This window comes from Pseudomonas sp. P65(2024) (assembly GCF_057480955.1).
In genome coordinates this window covers 1-19,893 of record NZ_JBLIYX010000005.1, presented here as the reverse complement: position 1 = coordinate 19,893, position 19,893 = coordinate 1, and the positions used below count along the sequence as shown (strand labels likewise).

Sequence of the window (19,893 nt, the reverse complement as noted above, 5' to 3'; positions counted from 1 at the left end):
GACCTCAGTCCGGGATCGGCAGGCACAGGCTCTCTTTCACCTCTTCCATCACGATGTAACTCTTCGACTCGCGCACATGGGGCAGTTTGAGCAGGATGTCGCCGAGCAGCTTGCGGTACGATGCCATCTCCGAGATCCGCGCCTTCACCAGGTAGTCGAAGTCGCCCGACACCAGGTGGCACTCCAGCACGTGCGGCAGCTTGAGCACGGCGCGGCGGAATTCCTCGAAGGTGTCGCCGGACTTATAGTCCAGGCTGATCTCGACGAACACCAGCAGGCTGCCCTTCAGGTGCTGCGGATTGAGCCGGGCGTTGTAGCCCATGATGATCCCCTCGCGCTCCAGGCGCCGCACGCGTTCGGTGCAGGGGGTGGTGGACAGTCCGACCTTTTCGCCCAGTTCGGTGAAGGAAATACGCCCGTCATTCTGCAGGATCCGCAGGATGTTGCGGTCGATCTTGTCCAGTTCACGTTTGCTCTGGTGCTGGGTTCTCATAGGGGATGCCCCTCCGTGAAAGGCGATTTTGCCGAGAATTCTCGCCAAATATAGCTGCTTATATAGTGAATAGCACTGGGCGGAGATTCATATACTGCGCGCATCCATGCCATTTCAACAAAAGACTGCGGCGAGCCGCGTGCGAGGGATACAACAATGCGAGTTCTGGTACTTGGTAGCGGTGTGATCGGTACCGCCAGTGCCTACTATCTGGCCCGGCAAGGTTTCGAGGTCACGGTGGTCGATCGCCAGCCGGCGGTGGCCATGGAAACCAGTTTCGCCAACGCAGGCCAGATCTCGCCCGGCTATGCCTCGCCCTGGGCCGCTCCGGGCGTGCCGCTCAAGGCCATCAAGTGGCTGCTGGAGCGCCACGCGCCCCTGGCCATCAAGCTGACCGGCGACGTCGACCAGTACCTGTGGATGGCGCAGATGCTGCGCAACTGCACCGCCAGCCGCTACGCGGTGAACAAGGAGCGCATGGTGCGCCTGTCCGAGTACAGCCGCGACTGCCTCGACGAGCTGCGCGCTGAGACCGGCATCGCCTACGAAAACCGCAGCCTGGGCACCACCCAGCTGTTCCGCACCCAGGCCCAGGTGGACGCCGCGGCCAAGGATATCGCCGTACTGGAACAGTCCGGCGTTCCCTACGAGCTGCTCGACCGCGACGGCATCGCCCGTGTCGAGCCGGCCCTGGCCGGGGTGAAGGACATCCTCGCCGGTGCCCTGCGCCTGCCCAACGACCAGACCGGCGATTGCCAGCTGTTCACCACCAAGCTCGCCGAAATGGCCATCAAGCTGGGCGTCGAGTTCCGTTTTGGTCAGGATATCCAACGCCTGGACTTCGCCGGTGACCGCATCAACGGCGTATGGATCGACGGCAAGCTGGAAACCGCCGACCGCTACGTGCTGGCCCTGGGCAGCTATTCGCCGCAACTGCTCAAACCACTGGGCATCAAGGCCCCGGTCTATCCGCTCAAGGGCTACTCGCTGACCGTGCCGATCACCAATGGCGACATGGCGCCGACTTCGACCATCCTGGACGAGACCTACAAGGTCGCCATAACCCGTTTCGACAACCGCATCCGCGTTGGCGGCATGGCCGAGATTGCCGGTTTTGACCTGTCGCTGAACCCGCGTCGACGCGAAACGCTGGAGATGATCGTCAACGACCTTTATCCTCGCGGCGGCGACCTGAGCCAGGCGAGCTTCTGGACCGGCCTGCGCCCGGCCACCCCGGACGGTACCCCGATCGTCGGGGCGACCAAGTTCCGTAACCTGTTCCTCAACACCGGTCACGGCACCCTGGGCTGGACCATGGCCTGCGGTTCCGGTCGCCTGCTGGCAGACCTGATCGCGCGCAAGAAGCCGCAGATCAGTGCCGAAGGCCTGGACATCTCGCGTTATGGCAACAGCCGCGAGATCGCCAAGCACGGGCAGCCGGCGCCTGCGCATCAGTAAGCATTGATACTGCTGGCCTTATCGCGGGGCAAGCCTGCTCCCACGAACACCGTAGAGTCTGGTGGGAGCGGGCTTGTCCCGCGATAAGGCCGAAAACCGATTGACCCGTTCCCTCACCCCGGCGCGTTGGGTACCTACCCCCATCTGCCGTGTCGGGGCTTTATCGATAACCAGAATTGCCAGAAGGCTGCCGCCATGCGTCCCGCCCGTGCCCTGATCGACCTCCAAGCCCTCCGTCACAACTACCGCCTGGCCCGTGAGCTGACCGGCGCCAAGGCCCTGGCAGTGGTCAAGGCCGACGCCTACGGTCATGGCGCTGTGCGTTGCGCCCTGGCGCTCGAGCCCGAGGCCGACGGTTTTGCCGTGGCCTGCATCGAGGAGGCCTTGGAGCTGCGCGCGGCGGGCATCAAGGCGCCGGTGCTGCTGCTCGAAGGTTTCTTCGAGGCCAGCGAGCTGGCGCTGATCGCCGAGCATGACCTGTGGTGCGTGGTGCATTCGCTGTGGCAGCTGGAAGCGATCGAGCAGACTGCGGTGCGCAAGCCGCTGACCATCTGGCTGAAGATGGACACCGGCATGCACCGCGTCGGCGTGCACCCCAAGGATTATCACGACGCCTACCAGCGCCTGCTGGCCAGCGGCAAGGTGTCGCGTATCGTGCTGATGAGCCACTTCGCCCGCGCCGACGAACTCGATGCCGCCGCCACCGAGCAACAGGTCGCCGTGTTCGAGGCCGCGCGCCAGGGCCTGGCCGCCGAGTGCAGCCTGCGCAACTCCCCGGCGGTGCTGGGCTGGCCGCGCATCAAGAGCGACTGGGTGCGCCCGGGCATCATGCTCTATGGCGCCACGCCGTTCGAGGTGGCGCAGGCCGAAGCGGCCCGCCTGCAACCGGTGATGACCCTGCAATCGCGGATCATCAGCGTGCGCGAGCTGCCGGCCGGCGAGCCGGTGGGCTACGGCGCCAGATTCGTCAGCCCGCGCCCGACCCGCGTGGGCGTGGTCGCCATGGGCTATGCCGACGGCTACCCACGCCAGGCGCCCACCGGCACCCCGGTGGTGGTGGCCGGCAAGCGCACCCAGCTGATCGGCCGGGTGTCGATGGACATGCTCTGCGTCGACCTCACCGAGGTGCCCGAGGCCACTGTCGGCAGCCCGGTGGAGCTGTGGGGCAAGCAAGTCCTGGCCAGTGACGTGGCGCTGCAGGCCGGGACCATTCCGTACCAGATCTTCTGCAATCTCAAACGCGTACCACTGGACTATATCGGCGAATAAGACGCTGAAGCGGACAGGCTGCGGGGCTGTGTGTTGTAAATACTGAACGGCATTGCCATCATATCGTTCACACTACCCCCATCTCGACCGATTCAGGAGGCTCCAGCTTTGGACGTCGGTGAACGACTGCAAGCCATCCGCAAGCTCAAGGGCCTGTCCCAGCGCGAACTCGCCAAGCGCGCGGGGGTGACCAACAGCACCATCTCGATGATCGAGAAGAACAGCGTCAGCCCGTCGATCAGCTCCCTGCGCAAGGTGCTCAGCGGCATCCCCATGTCCATGGTCGAGTTCTTCTCGGTGGAGCTGGCGCCTGAGAGCCCGACCCAGATCGTCTACAAGGCCCACGAGCTGATCGACATCTCCGATGGCGCGGTGACCATGAAGCTGGTCGGCAAGTCGCATCCCAACCGGGCCATCGCCTTCCTCACCGAGGTCTACCCGCCGGGTGCCGACACCGGCGCGGAAATGCTCACCCACGACGGCGAAGAGACCGGCATCCTGCTCGAAGGCCGCCTGGAACTGGTGGTCGGCACTGAAATATTCATTCTCGAGGCCGGCGACAGCTACTACTTCGAAAGCACCCGTCCGCACCGCTTTCGCAACCCGTTCGAGGAGCCGGCGCGGCTGATCAGTGCGGCGACCCCGTCGAACTTTTGATCCAGCGCAGTGCATTGATTCGCCAATACCCTTTCCCTCAGTGTGGTCGTTTCACGCCTTCCGGGTTCCCGCTATACTTTTCAACGCTCGCAATTCCGTGGCCGCGGGCGTGATTAGCCACCATGAGGGTGTTCGCGTGAACCAAATCAAGAAGATGCTGGCCGTACCAGCAGCCGTATTCGCCCTTTGGGCAATGAGCGCAACCGCTGCAACCAACGACGACATCGCCAAGCGCCTCGAGCCGGTTGGCCAGGTGTGCGTCCAGGGCCAGGAATGCAAGGGCATGGAAGTGGCCGCCACTGCCGGCGGGGGCGGCGCCAAGACCCCGGACGAGATCATCGCCAAGCACTGCAACGCCTGCCATGGCACTGGCCTGCTGAACGCGCCGAAAATTGGCGACACGGCGGCCTGGAAAGAACGCGCCGACCACCAGGGCGGCCTCGATGGCATCCTGGCCAAGGCCATCACCGGCATCAACGCCATGCCACCGAAAGGGACGTGCGCCGATTGCTCGGATGAAGACCTGAAAGGTGCGATCAAGAAGATGTCGGGGCTGTGAACCTGATCTGATTCGAGTAAAGCCCGCCATTGATGGCGGGCTTTTGTTTTTTCGGACTCTGATGGCCCTATTGCGGTGCCGGAACAGGCAACCAACCCGCTGCGACTTGTGTCCAACCCCTGAACCCACGGATGACTCAGGAGGCCCAGATGTATCGCTGCTCCATCGACCAGGCTGTCGAACAAGCCCTGGCCCGCCTGCCTAGCCATATCCACATGGGCCTGCCGCTCGGCCTGGGCAAACCCAATGCCTTCGTCAACGCGTTGTATGCGCGAGTTCGCGATCTCCCCGAGCGCCGGCTGACGATCTACACCGCCCTGTCCCTTGGTCGTCCCGCGCTGGGCGATGGTTTGCAGCGTCGTTTCCTCGAGCCCTTCGTCGAGCGTGTGTTCGCCGACTATGAAGAACTCACCTACCTGGCCGACCTGCGTGCCGACCGACTCCCGGCAAACATACGCGTCGAGCAGTTCTTCATGCAGCCCGGCAGCCTGTTGCACAGCGACGCGGCGCAGCAGGATTACGTCAGCAGCAACTACAGCCACGCGGCCCGCGACATCAACGCCAAAGGCCTGAACCTGGTCGCGCAACTGGTGGCGGCCACGCCTGAAAGGCCCGACCACCTAAGTCTGGCATGCAATCCCGACATCACCCTCGACCTGCTGCCGATGATCACCCGGCGTCGCGCCGCTGGCGAGACCATTCTGGTGCTGGGTCAAGTCCACGACGAACTGCCCTACATGCCCGGGGACGCGGAGCTGGAACTGACGCAGTTCGACCTGCTGATCGACCAGCCCGAGCGACGCCGGCTGTTCTCCACCCCGAACATGCCGGTGAACACCCAGGACCATTGCATCGGCCTGCATGCCAGCGCCTTGGTACGCGACGGCGGCACCCTGCAGATCGGCATCGGCGCCATGGGTGATGCGATCACCGCGGCGCTGCTGGCGCGCCAGGGCGACAACGAGGGCTATCGTGCGCTGCTCGATGAGCTGGATATCGGACCATGGCAGGCGCTGATCGAGCGGGAAGGGGGGCTGGATACCTTCGCCCAGGGGCTGTACGGCTGCAGCGAGATGTTCGTCAATGGCCTGCTGGCACTGGTCGACGCCGGGGTGGTGCGCCGTCCTGCCGACGAGCAGGGGGTGCTGATCCATGGCGGGTTCTTCCTTGGGCCTCGGGCGTTCTACCAGCGCCTGCGCGAGATGCCGTTGCAACAGCGCGCACGTTTCGCCATGAGCGCCATCAGCTTCATCAACGAGCTCTACGGCCAGGAGGCGCGCAAGCGTCGCCAGCGTCGGGATGCGCGCTTCGTCAACACGGTGTTCGGCATGACCCTGCTCGGCGCGGGGGTTGCCGACCAGCTCGAGGATGGCCGGGTACTCAGCGGCGTGGGCGGGCAATACAACTTCGTCGCTCAGGGGCACGCGCTGGAGGGCGGTCGCTCGATCCTGTTGCTGCGCAGCTGGCGTGAGACCGGTGGCGAAGTGACCTCGAACCTTTACTGGACCTACGGCCATTGCACCATCCCCCGGCACCTGCGGGACATCGTGATCACCGAGTACGGCATTGCCGACCTGCGCGGGCAGACCGACAGCGAAGTCATTGCGCGGTTGCTGGCGATCAGTGACTCACGTTTTCAGCGCGAGCTGATGGAGCAGGCCAAGGCGGCGGGCAAGCTGGCCAAGGACTTCGAGCTGGAGGCGCGGTTCATGAACAATACGCCTGAGCGGCTTGAGACTATTCGGGCGCGGCATGCACGGCTGTTCCCTGAGTATCCGCTGGGGACTGATTTCACGGCAGAGGAGCGGGATCTGTTGCGGGCGCTGAACTGGTTGAAGAGCAAGTTCAAGCTGAGCGAGGTTTTGGAGTTGGGCAAGGCGGCGTTGGATGCACCGGGGCCCGAGGGGTATGGAGCACAGTTGGCGCGGATGCGGCTGGATGACCCGCAGGGTTTGAAGGCGGAGTTGTATCAGCGGTTGCTGCTGGCGGCGCTTCAGGCGACGCGGCAATGATGCAGCGTGGGAGCGGGGCAAGCCCGCTCCCACGAGTCCATCACTCGATGAACGTGACTACGCCGCCTTCAAGCGACTTCACACGAGCCAGCGATTCGACGCGATAGCCTTGGCTGTCCAGTTCGGCACGGCCGCCCTGGAACGACTTCTCGATGACGATGCCCAGGCCTGCCACGGTGGCGCCGGCCTGCTTGATGATCGAGATCAGTGCCTGGGACGCCTTGCCGTTGGCCAGGAAGTCGTCGATCACCAGCACGCGGTCGCTGCTGTTGAGATGGCGCGGCGAGATGGCCACGGTGTTCTCGGTCTGCTTGGTGAAGGAGTACACCGAGGCAGTCAGCAGGTTCTCGGTCAGGGTCAGCGACTGGTGCTTGCGGGCGAAGATCACCGGTACGCCGAGCTTCAGGCCGGTCATCACCGCCGGGGCGATGCCGGAGGCTTCGATGGTGACGATCTTGGTCACGCCCGAATCGGCGAACAGGCGGGCGAACTCGTCACCGATCAGCTGCATCAGCGCAGGGTCGATCTGGTGGTTGAGAAACGCATCGACTTTGAGTACCTGGTCGGAAAGCACGATGCCTTCTTCGCGAATCTTCTGCTGCAGTGCTTCCACTGTGTGTCTCCGATGTAACAAAGGTGGCCGCACGAAGCGGCAAAGTTAAAGAGTAATGGTTGATCAGCGTTTGAGCATCGCCCGGATATCGGCCAGGGCGTTGTTGCCGCGCGCGGCTTTCACTTCCACGGGCGCATCGTCCAGGCCTTCCCAGGCCAGGTCGTCCGGCGGCAGTTCGTCGAGGAACCGGCTCGGGGTACAGTCGATGATTTCGCCGTACTGCTTGCGCTTGGCGGCGAAGGTGAAGGCCAGGGTCTGGCGCGCGCGGGTGATGCCCACGTAGGCCAGGCGGCGTTCCTCTTCGATGGTGTCGGCCTCGATGCTCGAGCGGTGGGGGAGGATCTCCTCCTCCATGCCCATGATGAACACGTAGGGGAACTCCAGGCCCTTGGAGGCGTGCAGGGTCATCATCTGCACGCCCTCGGCGTTCTCTTCCTCTTCCTGCTGGCGCTCGAGCATGTCGCGCAGCACCAGCTTGCCGATGGCGTCCTCGATGGTCATGTCACCCTCTTCGTCCTTCTCGAGGGTGTTCTTCAGCGCTTCGACGAGGAACCAGACGTTGCTGATGCGGAACTCCGCGGCCTTGTCGCTGGCGGTCTGCTGGCGGATCCAGTTCTCGTAATCGATGTCGCGGATCATCTCGTGCAGCGCGGCGATCGGGTCTTCCAGGGCGACTTTGTGGCGCACCCCGTCAAGCCAGTGCTTGAAGCGCTGCAGGCGCTCGGTGTAGCGGGCATCCAGGTGCTCGCCCAGGCCCAGCTCCTCGCTGGCGGCGTACATCGAGATGCCGCGTTCGGTGGCGTAGTTGCCGAGCTTTTCCAGGGTGGTCGAGCCGATCTCGCGGCGCGGCACGTTGATCACCCGCAGGTAGGCGTTGTCGTCGTCCGGGTTCACCAGCAGGCGCAGGTAGGCCATCAGGTCCTTGACCTCCTGGCGGCCGAAGAAGCTGTTGCCGCCGGACAGGCGGTACGGCACCTGGTGGTGCTGCAGCTTCAGTTCGATCAGCTTGGCCTGGTAGTTGCCCCGGTAGAGGATGGCGAAGTCGCTGTACGGGCGGTTGGTGCGCAGGTGCAGGGTGAGGATTTCCATGGCCACGCGTTCGGCCTCGGCTTCCTCGTTCTTGCAGCGGATCACGCGGATCTCGTCACCGACGCCCATCTCGCTCCACAGCTCTTTCTCGAAGGCGTGGGGGTTGTTGGCGATCAGCACGTTGGCGCAGCGCAGGATGCGGCTGGTGGAGCGGTAGTTCTGCTCGAGCATGACGATCTTCAGGGAGGGGTAGTCCTCCTTGAGCAGCATCAGGTTCTCGGGGCGGGCGCCACGCCAGGCGTAGATCGACTGGTCATCGTCGCCGACCACGGTGAACTGGTTGCGCATGCCGATCAGCATCTTCACCAGCAAGTACTGGCTGGCGTTGGTGTCCTGGTATTCGTCCACCAGCAGATAGCGCACGCGGTTCTGCCAGCGTTCGAGCACATCGGGGTGCTCCTGGAACAGCTTGACCGGCTGCAGGATCAGGTCGTCGAAATCCACCGCGTTGAACGCCTTGAGCGTGCGCTGGTAGTGGGTGTAGACGATGGCCGCGGTCTGCTCGCGCGGGTTGCGCGCCTTTTCCAGGGCCTCGGGCGGCAGGATCAGGTCGTTCTTCCAGGCACCGATCATGTTCTTGATCTCGTCGATGCCGTCGTCGCCGGAGTATTCCTTCTGCATGATGTCCGACAGCAACGCCTTGATGTCGGATTCGTCGAAGATCGAGAAGCCCGGCTTGTAGCCCAGGCGCTCGTGTTCCTTGCGAATGATGTTCAGGCCCAGGTTGTGGAAGGTGCACACCGTCAGGCCCCGGCCTTCTCCCGGACGCAGCAGGGTGCCGACCCGCTCCTTCATCTCGCGCGCGGCCTTGTTGGTGAAGGTCATCGCCACGATGTACTGGGCGCGGATGCCGCAGTTCTGGATGAGGTGGGCAATCTTGCGCGTGATCACGCTGGTCTTGCCGGAGCCTGCACCGGCGAGCACCAAAAGAGGGCCGCCGACGTAGTCTCGGGCTTCCTGTTGCCGGGGATTGAGTCGGGACATGCTAGAAACCGGGGGTAACCAGAAAATAGCCGCGCATTCTAGCAGGCATGGGGCTGTTAATGCGCGACCGTCTGACGTTGTGATGGAGGGCGCGAATCGGATTTGCCGCATCTGCTACTTTCGCGCAGGATGCACGTCAGATTGCGTCGGGATGGTGGCCAGGGATGGGCAATGACTAAAAGTGAAAATCATTTCCAATTAATCGGGTAGGATTGCCCGCGCTCGCCGTTCCACCGCCCACGTCTAAGGAGCCCGCTTGTCCACGCCTGTCGAACCCCTGCGTTTGCTGCTGTTGGCTGATGAGTCGGAATGGGCCGTGCATCTGCGCGAGTGCTTGCAGCCGATGGGCGGCAGCGTCGTGCTGCTGACCGCGCCAAACTGGGCGGCGGTGGACAGCCTGTTCGCCAACGACCGCCAGGCCGTGGTGCTGGCCACGCCAGAGCTGCAGCCGGCCCCGGGGCGTTGCGAGCTGCCGACCATCCTGCTGCTGGAGCAGGAGCCGGCCAGCGCGCCGCTGGGCGTCAGCGACTGGCTGGTGCTGGCGCAGCTGACCACCGATACCCTGCGTCGCTCCCTGCGCCATGTGCGTGAGCGCGGTGTGCTGGTGGCCACCCTGCAACGGCTGGCCGAACAGGATCCGCTGACCGGCATCGCCAACCGCCAGGGCTTCCAGGCCCTGCTGACCGCGCGCCTGGCCGAGAACGAAGGCCGCGGCCTGGCCCTCGGCCACCTCGACCTGGATAACTTCCGTCACGTCAACGATGCCCTCGGCCACCAGGGGGGGGACCGCCTGATCCTGCAGGTGGTCGCCCGGCTGAAGCACCAACTGGAGGCGAGCGATCAACTGGCGCGCCTGGGCAGCGACGAGTTTGCCCTGCTGATCGACACCCGGCGCGACCCCAACCGCGCCGAGTGGATGGCCGAGCGCATTACCGAGGCGCTGACCGAGCCCTACTGGATCGACGGCGAGAGCCTGCTGCTCGGCTGCAGCCTGGGGATCGCCCATGCCCGCGCCCAGGCCGGTGCCGACCCGCTGATGTGGCACGCGCACATCGCCATGCGCCAGGCCAAGAGCAGCCAGGGCTGCACCTTCCATGTGTTCAACGAGCGCATCAACCGCAACGCCCGCAGCCTGGCCGACCTCGAAAGCGAGCTGCGCCGCGCCCTGCGCCGCGACGAGTTGGAGCTGCACTACCAGCCGCGGCTCAACCTCGCCGATGGCTGCATCGTCGGGCTCGAGGCGCTGGTGCGTTGGAACCATCCCGAGCGCGGCCTGCTGGCGCCCAGCGAGTTCGTGCCGCTGGCCGAACAGAGCGGGTTGATCGTGCCGTTGGGCTACTGGGTGATCTCCCGGGCGCTGAGCGACATGCAGGCCCTGCGCGAGCGCGGCCTGGCGCCGCTGCACATGGCGGTGAACCTGAGCTTCCGCCAGTTTCAGGACAGCCAGTTGCTGGCCACTCTGAGCCGGCTGATCGTCGAGCACGGCGTCGATGCCCGCTGGCTGGAGTTCGAACTGACCGAGACCGCCGTGATGCGGCGCAACGAGCTGGTGCGCCAGACCATGGACGCCCTGGGGCGCCTGGGGGTGCGTTTCTCGCTGGATGACTTCGGGACCGGCTTCTCGTCGTTCGTGCACCTGAACAGCCTGCCGATCACCCTGCTCAAGGTCGATCGTAGCTTCGTCGGTGGCATGGAGCAGCGCGAGGAGAATGCCAAGCTGGTGCACGCGATGATCAACCTGGCGCACAACCTGAACCTGGAGGTGGTGGCCGAAGGGGTGGAGAGCGAGGAGCAGCTGGCGCTGCTGCGGGCATTCGGTTGCGACCAGGTGCAGGGCTTCCTGGTAAGCCGGCCGTTGCCGGTGGAGGCGTTGATCGAGTACCTGTTGCAGGTGCCGAGCCCGGGTCTGGTGCAGACCTTATAGATCTCATGCAGCCTTGTGCCGCGAAAAGGGGCGCAAAGCGCCCCCGGCAATTTCAAGCCGTAAAGATGATCAACCGACCAACATGCGCCCGGTCTCTTCCAGGTTTTCATGCCAGCTCAAGGCTTCGCGCAGGATATGCGGGGTATGCCCGCCACGCTGGCAGGCGCGCTCGAAGTAATCGTTGAGCGCTGCGCGGTAGTCCGGGTGCACGCAGTTGTCGATGATCACCCGGGCACGCTCGCGCGGCGCCAGGCCGCGCAGGTCGGCCAGGCCCACCTCGGTCACCAGGATGTCCACGTCATGCTCGGTATGGTCGACGTGGCTGACCATCGGCACCACGCTGGAAATCGCGCCGCCCTTGGCGATCGACTTGGTGACGAAGATCGCCAGGTGCGCGTTGCGGGCGAAGTCGCCCGAGCCACCGATGCCGTTCATCATCTTGGTGCCGCAGACATGGGTGGAGTTGACGTTGCCGTAGATGTCGAACTCCAGCGCCGTGTTGATGCCGATGATCCCCAGGCGACGGACCACTTCCGGGTGGTTGGAGATTTCCTGCGGACGCAGCACCAGCTTGTCCTTGTAACGCTCCAGGTTACCGAACACGTCGGCGTTGCGGCGGCTCGACAGGGTGATCGAGCTGCCCGAGGCAAAGCTCAGCTTGCCGGCGTCAATCAGGTCGAAGGTCGAGTCCTGCAGCACTTCGGAGTACATGGTCAGGTTGTCGAACGGCGACTCGATCAGGCCGCACATCACCGCGTTGGCGATGCTGCCGATGCCGGCCTGCAGTGGGCCGAGGTTGTTGCTCATGCGCCCGGCGTCCACCTCGCCCTTGAGGAAGGCGATCAGGTGGTCGGCAATGCCCTGGGTCTCGTGGTCAGGCGGCAGCACGGTGGACGGCGAGTCCGGCTGATCACTGATGACGATGCCGACGATCTTGGCCGGGTCGATCGGGATCGCGGTGCTGCCGATGCGGTCGTCGACCTTCACTAGCGGGATCGGCGTGCGGGTCGGGCGGTAGGTCGGGATGTAGATGTCGTGCAGGCCTTCGAGGTTGGCATGATGCGACAGGTTGATCTCGACGATGACCTGCTTGGCGAAGATCGCGAAGCTGGCCGAGTTGCCGACGGAGGTGGTCGGCACGATATGGCCTTGCTCGGTGATCGCCACCGCTTCGATGACCGCGATGTCCGGCAGGGTGAGCTGTTTGTTGCGCAGCTGCTCGACGGTTTCCGACAGGTGCTGGTCGATGAACATCACCTTGCCGTCGTTGATGGCCTTGCGCAGGGTGCTGTCGACCTGGAACGGCATGCGCCGGGCCAGCACGCCGGCCTCGGTCAGTTGCTTGTCCAGGTCGTTGCCCAGGCTGGCGCCGGTCATCAGGCTGATCTTCAGCGGCGACTGTTTTGCACGCTCGGCCAGTGCGTGGGGCACGGCCTTGGCTTCGCCGGCGCGGGTGAAACCGCTCATGCCGACGGTCATGCCGTCCTGGATCAGGCCAGCGGCGTCAGCCGCACTCATAACCTTGCTGTGCAGGGAGGACAAGCGGATACGATCACGGTACATGGATTGTTATCTCAGGCTACTGAAGCTACTGGAAGCGCAGTCTAGAGATTTCACCCGGAACCGTCCCGCGACCATGGTCGTAGGCGAAGGCCGGAAGTAGAGCCGTTGATCTGGATCAAGCCAATGAAAAGGCCCCTGGGAATATCTCCCCAGGGGCCTTATGCACTTCTTATAGGTGCAAGGTCGGGTCAGTCCACGGCCTTGACCATGTCCTCGATGACTTTCTTGGCGTCACCGAACACCATCATGGTCTTGTCCAGGTAGAACAGTTCGTTGTCCAGGCCCGCGTAGCCGCTGGCCATTGAGCGCTTGTTGACGATGATGGTCTTGGCCTTGAAGGCCTCGAGGATCGGCATGCCGGCAATCGGCGACTTCGGATCGTTCTTCGCCGCCGGGTTGACCACGTCGTTGGCGCCCAGCACCAGTACCACGTCGGCCTGGCCGAACTCGGCGTTGATGTCTTCCATCTCGAACACCTGGTCGTACGGCACCTCGGCTTCGGCCAGCAGCACGTTCATGTGGCCTGGCATACGGCCTGCAACCGGGTGGATCGCGTATTTCACGGTCACGCCGTTGTGCACCAGCTTCTCGGTCAGTTCCTTGAGCGCGTGCTGGGCGCGCGCCACCGCCAGGCCGTAGCCGGGAACGATGATCACGCTGTCGGCGTTGCTCAGCAGGAAGGTGGCGTCGTCGGCCGAGCCGGACTTCACCGGGCGCTGCTCCTTCGAACCCTGCGCCGCGCCGATATCGGTATCGCCGCCGAAGCCGCCGAGGATGACGTTGAAGAACGAACGGTTCATCGCCTTGCACATGATGTACGAGAGGATCGCACCGCTGGAGCCCACCAGGGAGCCGGCGATGATCAGCATCGAGTTGTTCAGCGAGAAGCCGATACCCGCCGCCGCCCAGCCCGAATAGCTGTTGAGCATCGACACCACCACCGGCATGTCGGCGCCGCCGATCGGGATGATGATCAGCACGCCCATGACGAAGGCCAGGGCCAGCATCAGGGTGAACGCGCTGTAGTGGCCGGTGAAGGTGAACAGCAGTCCCAGGGCGATGGTCGCCAGGCCCAGGATCAGGTTCAGCTTGTGCTGGCCGGCGAACTGTACCGGTGCGCCCTGGAACAGGCGGAACTTGTACTTGCCCGACAGCTTGCCGAAGGCGATCACCGAGCCCGAGAAGGTAATCGCACCGATGGCCGCGCCGAGGAACAGCTCCAGGCGGTTGCCGGTGGGGATCGGGTCGCTGATGCTGGCGACGATGCCCATCGATTGCGGCTCGAGCACGGCGGCGATGGCGATGAACACCGCGGCCAGGCCGATCATGCTGTGCATGAAGGCGACCAGTTCGGGCATCTTGGTCATCTCGACGCGCTTGGCCATGATCGAGCCAGCGCTGCCGCCGACCAGCAGACCGACGATGACGTAACCGATGCCAGCGGTCGCCAGCTCCGCGCCAAGCTTGTAGATCAGGCCGACCGTGGTGAGGATGGCGATGCCCATGCCGATCATGCCGAACAGGTTGCCCCGGCGTGAGGTGGTCGGGTGCGAGAGGCCCTTGAGCGCCTGGATGAAGCAGACCGAGGCGACCAGGTACAGAAGCGTTACCAGATTCATGCTCATGCTTACTTCTGCCCCTCGTTCTTGGTTTTCTTCTTGAACATTTCCAGCATGCGGCGGGTGACCAGGAAGCCACCGAACACGTTGACCGCGGCTAGCGCGACGGCCAGGGTGCCCATGACCTTGCCGGCCGGGGTGACGGTCAGCGCGGCGGCCAGCATGGCGCCGACGATGACGATCGCGGAAATGGCGTTGGTGACCGCCATCAGCGGCGTGTGCAGGGCCGGGGTGACGTTCCACACCACGTGGTAGCCCACGTAGATGGCCAGCACGAAGATGATCAGGTTGTAGATGCCGTGGGAAATCAGCATGTCTTCCATTGTCGTGCTCCTCAGCCGTTCTTGCGCACGACCTGGCCGTCGCGGCACATCAGGCACGCGGCGACGATGTCGTCTTCGAGGTTGATGACCAGGCTGCCGTCCTTGTCGAACAGCAGCTTCATGAAGTCCAGCAGGTTGCGCGCGTACAGCGCCGAGGCATCGGCGCCGACCTGGGCCGGCAGGTTGGTCGGGCCGACGAGGGTCACGCCGTTGTGCATGACGACCTGATCGGCCACGGTCAGCGGACAGTTGCCACCCTGGGCCGCGGCGAGGTCGATGACCACCGAGCCGGGTTTCATCTGCGCCACGGTCTCGGCGCTGAGCAGGGTCGGCGCCTTGCGCCCGGGAATCAGCGCGGTGGTGATGACGATATCGGCCTGCTTGGCGCGTTCGTGCACGGCCTGGGTCTGGCGCTGCATCCAGCTGGCCGGCATCGGTCGGGCATAGCCGCCGACGCCTTCGGCGCATTCGCGTTCTTCATCGGTCTCGTAGGGCACGTCGATGAACTTGGCCCCCAGCGACTCGATCTGCTCCTTCACCGCCGGGCGCACGTCCGACGCTTCGATCACCGCGCCCAGGCGCTTGGCCGTCGCGATCGCCTGCAGGCCGGCGACGCCGGCGCCGAGGATCAGCACGCGGGCGGCTTTCACGGTGCCGGCGGCGGTCATCAGCATGGGCATGAAGCGTGGGTAGTGGTGGGCCGCCAGCAGCACGGCCTTGTAGCCGGCGATGTTGGCCTGGGACGACAGCACGTCGAGGCTCTGGGCCCGCGAGGTGCGCGGCGCGGCTTCCAGGGCGAAGGCGGTGATGCCGCGTTCGGCCATCTTGCCGATCAGTTCGTTGTTGAAGGGGTTGAGCATGCCCGCCAGCAGGCTGCCGCTGTTGATCAGCGCCAGTTCCTGGTCATTGGGCGCGACCACCTTGAGCACCAGCTGCGCGCCAAAGGCGTCAGTGGCTTCGCCCAGGGTGGCGCCCACGGCTTCATAGGCACTGTCCGGAATGCTGGCGTTGAGCCCTGCCCCCCGTTGCACGGTGACCTGATGGCCCTGGCCTACCAGTTTCTTGATGGTTTCCGGGGTCGCGGCGACCCTTGTCTCACCCGTCTGCGTCTCGAGAGGAACACCAATGTGCACGACTATGTCTCCTGCGGTGACCTTTATTGTCTTTATGGAAACCAGCGCACTTCGGGTGGTGCGGCTGGGCGGCCGTAGAGCACGACTCCGCCTGGTTCGAGGCGGGAGAGGCATTTTGCAGACGAACCCAGGGGCCTTCAACAGGTTCTGAAGCGAAACGAACTTAAAACTACAAGTCACCCTGTGACCGTATGTCGCAACGATTCCGATCCAGCCCGTCAAGTACGCGCTATTCGCAGCTTAGGGGAAAAAAAGAAAAAATTTCGGCCGTTTTCGTTCACGGCGTTGTGAATGTCGCAAAATAAGCCGCAAACCCGCGTAGTCACTAGGGTTGCTACGGTTTTTCCGCTCTACGGAACAGATTACGAATTTGCGACAAATCCATATATCTGTAGGTGTTAAAAATAATTGACTACGGAGTCAATTATTTGGTTTTTGCCTTCAGTTGGCGGCGGTGTACTGCTGTGCCTGCACCACCAGCCAGTCGCGAAACGCCCGCAGCGAAGCGGATTCCACCTTTCGCTCGGGGATCATCAGATGGTAGGCCTTGTCGCTGGAGAGGGCATGCCTGTTAGCGACCAGCAGTCGGCCTTCTTGCAACTCGCGCTGGATCAGGAAGGGTGGGATCAGCGCAATGCCCATGTCGTGCATGGCGGCCTGGGCCAGCATGGAGAACAGTTCGTAGCGCGGGCCGGTCATGTCGCGTTCGACGCTCAGGCCCAGGCCGTCGAACCACTGCCGCCAGGCATAGGGGCGCGTGGTCTGCTGCAGCAGGGGCAACTCGGCGATGCGCCGGGCGTCGAGGCTGGCTTGCCCTTCCAGCAGCGCGGGGCTGCACACCGGCATGGGGTTCTCGCCCATCAGGCGGTGGGACTGGGTGCCGGACCAGTCGGCGTCGCCGAAGTAGATGGCGGCGTCGAAGGGCGTGTCGGCGAACAGGAAGGGGCGGGTGCGGTTGGTCAGGTTGACCGTGACCTCGGGGTGGCGCTGCTGGAAGTCCTTCAGGCGCGGTAGCAGCCATTGCGTGCCGAAGGTCGGCACCACCGCCAGTTCGATCACGTTGGCGCCTTGCTGGCGCATCACCGAAAGCGTGTCGCGCTCCACCGCATCAAGCTGCGCAGCCACCTGGCGGCTGTAGGAGAGCCCGGCTTCGGTCAGCTTCACGCCCCGTCGCGAGCGACGGAACAGTTCCACGTTAAGGAAGGCCTCAAGGCCACCAATCTGCCGACAGACGGCGCCCTGGGTCAGGGCCAGCTCCTGGGCGGCCTTGGTAAAACTCTCGTGACGCGCGGCTGCCTCGAAACATACCAATGCGGTGGTGCTGGGGATCTTGCGGCGCATGTACGTCAACCTCACTTGTCTGGCTTTGAACAGGGCATTTCGGTGATTACGAAGTGAGAAAATATCACTAAACCGTGCGCAATCCTCGTTTGTACCGCCGGCCGATCAGGCCTAGGATCAATCCAGCACAACAATTCGTTCCCATCTTTCGAGGAATCCGCACATGGCTGGCAAGGCAAGCTTCAACTGGATCGACCCGCTGCTGCTGGATCAGCAGCTCACTGAAGAAGAGCGCATGGTTCGCGACAGCGCCTATCAGTTCGCCCAGGACAAGCTGGCACCCCGTGTGCTGGAGGCGTTCCGCCACGAGCAGACAGACCCGGCGATCTTCCGCGAGATGGGTGAAGTCGGTCTGCTCGGCGCGACCATCCCTGAACAGTACGGCGGCAGCGGCCTGAACTACGTGTGCTACGGCCTGATCGCCCGCGAGGTGGAACGCATCGACTCTGGCTACCGCTCGATGATGAGCGTGCAGTCGTCACTGGTGATGGTGCCGATCAACGAGTTCGGCACCGAGGCGCAGAAGCAGAAGTACCTGCCGAAACTGGCCAGTGGCGAGTGGATCGGCTGCTTCGGCCTGACCGAGCCCAACCATGGTTCCGACCCGGGCTCGATGATCACCCGCGCCCGCAAGGTCGACGGTGGCTATCGCCTGACCGGCAGCAAGATGTGGATCACCAACAGCCCGATCGCCGATGTATTCGTGGTCTGGGCCAAGGACGATGCCGGCGATATCCGCGGCTTCGTGCTGGAGAAAGGTTGGGACGGCCTCAGCGCCCCGGCCATCCACGGCAAGGTTGGCCTGCGCGCTTCGATCACCGGCGAGATCGTCATGGACAACGTGTTCGTGCCGGAGGAGAACATCTTCCCGGACGTGCGTGGCCTCAAGGGCCCGTTCACCTGCCTGAACTCTGCCCGCTATGGCATCTCCTGGGGCGCCCTGGGCGCCGCCGAGGCCTGCTGGCACACCGCGCGCCAGTACACCCTGGACCGCCAGCAGTTCGGCCGCCCACTGGCTGCCAACCAGCTGATCCAGAAGAAACTGGCCGACATGCAGACCGAGATCACCCTGGCCCTGCAAGGCTGCCTGCGCCTGGGGCGGATGAAGGATGAAGGTACCGCGGCGGTCGAGATCACCTCGATCATGAAGCGCAACTCCTGCGGCAAGGCCCTGGACATCGCCCGTTTGGCCCGCGACATGCTGGGCGGCAATGGCATCTCCGACGAGTTCGGCGTGGCCCGCCACCTGGTCAACCTCGAGGTGGTCAACACCTATGAAGGGACCCATGACGTGCACGCGCTGATCCTCGGGCGCGCGCAGACCGGCATCCAGGCGTTCTATTAATAGAGGACCAGGCCATGGGCGCGCTTTCCCATCTGCGGGTGCTGGATCTTTCCCGGGTGCTGGCCGGCCCTTGGTCCGGCCAGATCCTGGCTGACCTTGGCGCCGATGTGATCAAGGTCGAGCGTCCGGGAGCGGGTGACGACACCCGTTCTTGGGGGCCGCCTTTCCTGCGCGATGTTCAGGGCGAGAACACCAGCGAGGCGGCCTACTACCTGTCGGCCAACCGCAACAAGCGCTCGGTGACCATCGACTTTACCCAGCCGGAAGGCCAGCGTCTGGTGCGCGAGCTGGCGGCGAAGTCGGATATCGTCATCGAGAACTTCAAGGTTGGCGGGCTGGCGGCCTATGGGCTGGACTATCAAAGCCTGAAGGCGGTCAATCCGACGCTCATATACTGCTCGATCACCGGCTTCGGCCAGACCGGGCCATATGCCAAGCGTGCCGGCTACGACTTCATGATCCAGGGGCTGGGTGGGCTGATGAGCCTGACCGGTCGCCCGGAGGGGGAGGAGGGGGCCGGGCCGATGAAGGTCGGGGTGGCGCTGACCGACATCCTCACCGGGCTGTATTCCACCGTGGCGATCCTGGCGGCCCTGGCGCATCGTGACCAGTCTGGTATCGGCCAGCACATCGACATGGCGCTGCTGGATGTACAGGTGGCCTGCCTGGCCAACCAGGCAATGAACTACCTCACCACGGGTACTGCGCCTCGTCGGCTGGGCAATGCGCACCCGAATATCGTGCCATACCAGGATTTCCCGACGGCCGATGGCAACTTCATTCTTACCGTGGGCAATGACGGGCAGTTCCGCAAGTTCGCGGAAGTGGCCGGGCAGGCGCACTGGGCGGATGACCCACGCTTCGCCACCAATAAACAGCGGGTGGCCAATCGCGCCGAGCTGATTCCGCTGATTCGCCAGGCCACGGTGTTCAAGACCACGGCCGAGTGGGTGAGCGAGCTGGAGAAGGCAGGCGTGCCGTGCGGACCGATCAACGATCTGGCGCAGATGTTCCAGGATCCGCAGGTGCTGGCCCGTGGGTTGGTAGTGGATGTTCCTCATCCGTTGGCGGGGAGCGTGCCGCAGGTGGCCAGCCCGATCCGGTTGTCGGAGACGCCGGTGGAGTATCGGCAGGCGCCACCGTTGCTGGGGGAGCATACCGAGGCGGTGCTTGGCGATGTGCTGGGGTTGGATGGGGAGGCGGTGCAGCGACTCCGGGCTGCCGGGGTGCTGTGACGCGCTACCTATATAGGAAGGGGCAGGGAGGCCGATAGGCCTCCCTGCTTTTGTTTTGGGGCTGCTTATATAGGTACCAAGGCTTCTGAGGCGATCTTTTTGATTTTTATGAAATTAACGGTTGACGCCCTGTCAGATCCCCTTATAATGCGCCCCACTTCCAGCGACATCGGAACAAAAAACTCCTTGAATATCAATGAGTTGATTGTTGAAGAGGGTGGCGGAGGTGCTTCGGTCTAACGATCGGCAGCGGTGAGAAAGGCAGTTGACAGCAGG

General features: G+C 63.9%; 16 protein-coding genes. 8 read left to right on the top strand and 8 right to left on the bottom strand.

The features are described from left to right. Positions 1-4 precede the first annotated feature (4 nt). Entirely contained in the window at positions 5-493 is a 489-nt protein-coding gene (gene dadR, locus AC25MA_RS09105; RefSeq protein WP_003258963.1) for a transcriptional regulator DadR, read from the bottom strand. A 156-nt stretch (positions 494-649) separates the two neighbouring features. Between dadR and dadA the strand changes: the two genes are divergently transcribed. The 5 genes from dadA to AC25MA_RS09080 all read left to right on the top strand — a co-directional run bounded on the left by dadA (position 650) and on the right by AC25MA_RS09080 (position 6,448). After that, positions 650-1,951 (top strand): D-amino acid dehydrogenase, encoded by a 1,302-nt coding sequence (gene dadA / locus AC25MA_RS09100; protein WP_028689923.1) that lies wholly within the window; start codon positions 650-652, stop codon positions 1,949-1,951. A 195-nt stretch (positions 1,952-2,146) separates the two neighbouring features. Then, the gene (gene alr / locus AC25MA_RS09095) at positions 2,147-3,220 is read left to right on the top strand and encodes an alanine racemase (RefSeq protein WP_069015973.1); all 1,074 of its coding nucleotides are present in this window, start codon (positions 2,147-2,149) and stop codon (positions 3,218-3,220) included. Positions 3,221-3,328: 108 nt separating this feature from the next. Further along, the gene (locus tag AC25MA_RS09090; RefSeq protein ID WP_023629132.1) at positions 3,329-3,877 is read left to right on the top strand and encodes a cupin domain-containing protein; all 549 of its coding nucleotides are present in this window, start codon (positions 3,329-3,331) and stop codon (positions 3,875-3,877) included. Positions 3,878-4,031: 154 nt separating this feature from the next. Further along, complete coding sequence (locus AC25MA_RS09085) at positions 4,032-4,436, top strand: c-type cytochrome (protein ID WP_036985953.1); 405 nt, start codon at positions 4,032-4,034, stop codon at positions 4,434-4,436. Positions 4,437-4,585: 149 nt separating this feature from the next. Beyond that, positions 4,586-6,448, top strand: coding sequence for an acetyl-CoA hydrolase/transferase family protein (locus AC25MA_RS09080; RefSeq protein ID WP_182323991.1), 1,863 nt, complete (start codon positions 4,586-4,588; stop codon positions 6,446-6,448). 40 nt (positions 6,449-6,488) lie between these two features. Here AC25MA_RS09080 and AC25MA_RS09075 read toward each other — a convergent pair whose 3' ends face one another. Further along, the gene (locus tag AC25MA_RS09075) at positions 6,489-7,061 is read right to left on the bottom strand and encodes a xanthine phosphoribosyltransferase (RefSeq protein WP_011536381.1); all 573 of its coding nucleotides are present in this window, start codon (positions 7,059-7,061) and stop codon (positions 6,489-6,491) included. Between the two features lie 63 nt (positions 7,062-7,124). Further along, positions 7,125-9,134 carry a DNA helicase Rep gene (rep, locus tag AC25MA_RS09070; protein ID WP_028689918.1) on the bottom strand — a complete coding sequence of 670 codons (2,010 nt, stop codon included), beginning with the start codon at positions 9,132-9,134 and terminating at the stop codon, positions 7,125-7,127. A gap of 256 nt (positions 9,135-9,390) precedes the next feature. On the opposite strand from rep, the gene AC25MA_RS09065 reads away from it, so the two are divergent. Further along, positions 9,391-11,058 carry a putative bifunctional diguanylate cyclase/phosphodiesterase gene (locus AC25MA_RS09065; protein WP_486971971.1) on the top strand — a complete coding sequence of 556 codons (1,668 nt, stop codon included), beginning with the start codon at positions 9,391-9,393 and terminating at the stop codon, positions 11,056-11,058. 69 nt (positions 11,059-11,127) lie between these two features. Here the strand turns inward: AC25MA_RS09065 and scpC are convergent, their stop codons facing one another. The 5 genes from scpC to AC25MA_RS09040 all read right to left on the bottom strand — a co-directional run bounded on the left by scpC (position 11,128) and on the right by AC25MA_RS09040 (position 17,037). Further along, positions 11,128-12,621 carry a succinyl-CoA:acetate CoA-transferase ScpC gene (scpC, locus tag AC25MA_RS09060; protein ID WP_028689916.1) on the bottom strand — a complete coding sequence of 498 codons (1,494 nt, stop codon included), beginning with the start codon at positions 12,619-12,621 and terminating at the stop codon, positions 11,128-11,130. Between the two features lie 188 nt (positions 12,622-12,809). Continuing rightward, entirely contained in the window at positions 12,810-14,246 is a 1,437-nt protein-coding gene (locus AC25MA_RS09055) for an NAD(P)(+) transhydrogenase (Re/Si-specific) subunit beta (RefSeq protein WP_028689915.1), read from the bottom strand. A gap of 2 nt (positions 14,247-14,248) precedes the next feature. Continuing rightward, complete coding sequence (locus AC25MA_RS09050) at positions 14,249-14,563, bottom strand: NAD(P) transhydrogenase subunit alpha part 2 (RefSeq protein WP_023631272.1); 315 nt, start codon at positions 14,561-14,563, stop codon at positions 14,249-14,251. 11 nt (positions 14,564-14,574) lie between these two features. Next, positions 14,575-15,696 (bottom strand): Re/Si-specific NAD(P)(+) transhydrogenase subunit alpha, encoded by a 1,122-nt coding sequence (locus AC25MA_RS09045; protein ID WP_486971970.1) that lies wholly within the window; start codon positions 15,694-15,696, stop codon positions 14,575-14,577. 441 nt (positions 15,697-16,137) lie between these two features. Further along, on the bottom strand, positions 16,138-17,037 hold the full coding sequence (locus tag AC25MA_RS09040) for a LysR family transcriptional regulator (RefSeq protein WP_028689913.1): 900 nt from the start codon (positions 17,035-17,037) through the stop codon (positions 16,138-16,140). Between the two features lie 163 nt (positions 17,038-17,200). On the opposite strand from AC25MA_RS09040, the gene AC25MA_RS09035 reads away from it, so the two are divergent. After that, positions 17,201-18,382: an acyl-CoA dehydrogenase gene (locus tag AC25MA_RS09035; protein ID WP_028689912.1), complete on the top strand. Its 1,182-nt coding sequence runs from the start codon at positions 17,201-17,203 to the stop codon at positions 18,380-18,382. A gap of 14 nt (positions 18,383-18,396) precedes the next feature. Beyond that, positions 18,397-19,617: a CaiB/BaiF CoA transferase family protein gene (locus tag AC25MA_RS09030; protein ID WP_486971969.1), complete on the top strand. Its 1,221-nt coding sequence runs from the start codon at positions 18,397-18,399 to the stop codon at positions 19,615-19,617. The last annotated feature ends 276 nt before the right edge of the window (positions 19,618-19,893 follow it).

Excerpts from the sequence above, each read along its gene's own strand:
- dadR (WP_003258963.1), bottom strand. The coding sequence starts at position 493 with ATGAGAACCCAGCACCAGAGCAAACGTGAACTGGACAAGATCGACCGC.
- dadA (WP_028689923.1), top strand. The coding sequence starts at position 650 with ATGCGAGTTCTGGTACTTGGTAGCGGTGTGATCGGTACCGCCAGTGCC.
- alr (WP_069015973.1), top strand. The coding sequence starts at position 2,147 with ATGCGTCCCGCCCGTGCCCTGATCGACCTCCAAGCCCTCCGTCACAAC.
- AC25MA_RS09085 (WP_036985953.1), top strand. The coding sequence starts at position 4,032 with ATGCTGGCCGTACCAGCAGCCGTATTCGCCCTTTGGGCAATGAGCGCA.
- AC25MA_RS09080 (WP_182323991.1), top strand. The coding sequence starts at position 4,586 with ATGTATCGCTGCTCCATCGACCAGGCTGTCGAACAAGCCCTGGCCCGC.
- rep (WP_028689918.1), bottom strand. The coding sequence starts at position 9,134 with ATGTCCCGACTCAATCCCCGGCAACAGGAAGCCCGAGACTACGTCGGC.
- scpC (WP_028689916.1), bottom strand. The coding sequence starts at position 12,621 with ATGTACCGTGATCGTATCCGCTTGTCCTCCCTGCACAGCAAGGTTATG.
- AC25MA_RS09055 (WP_028689915.1), bottom strand. The coding sequence starts at position 14,246 with ATGAGCATGAATCTGGTAACGCTTCTGTACCTGGTCGCCTCGGTCTGC.
- AC25MA_RS09050 (WP_023631272.1), bottom strand. The coding sequence starts at position 14,563 with ATGGAAGACATGCTGATTTCCCACGGCATCTACAACCTGATCATCTTC.
- AC25MA_RS09040 (WP_028689913.1), bottom strand. The coding sequence starts at position 17,037 with ATGCGCCGCAAGATCCCCAGCACCACCGCATTGGTATGTTTCGAGGCA.
- AC25MA_RS09035 (WP_028689912.1), top strand. The coding sequence starts at position 17,201 with ATGGCTGGCAAGGCAAGCTTCAACTGGATCGACCCGCTGCTGCTGGAT.
- AC25MA_RS09030 (WP_486971969.1), top strand. The coding sequence starts at position 18,397 with ATGGGCGCGCTTTCCCATCTGCGGGTGCTGGATCTTTCCCGGGTGCTG.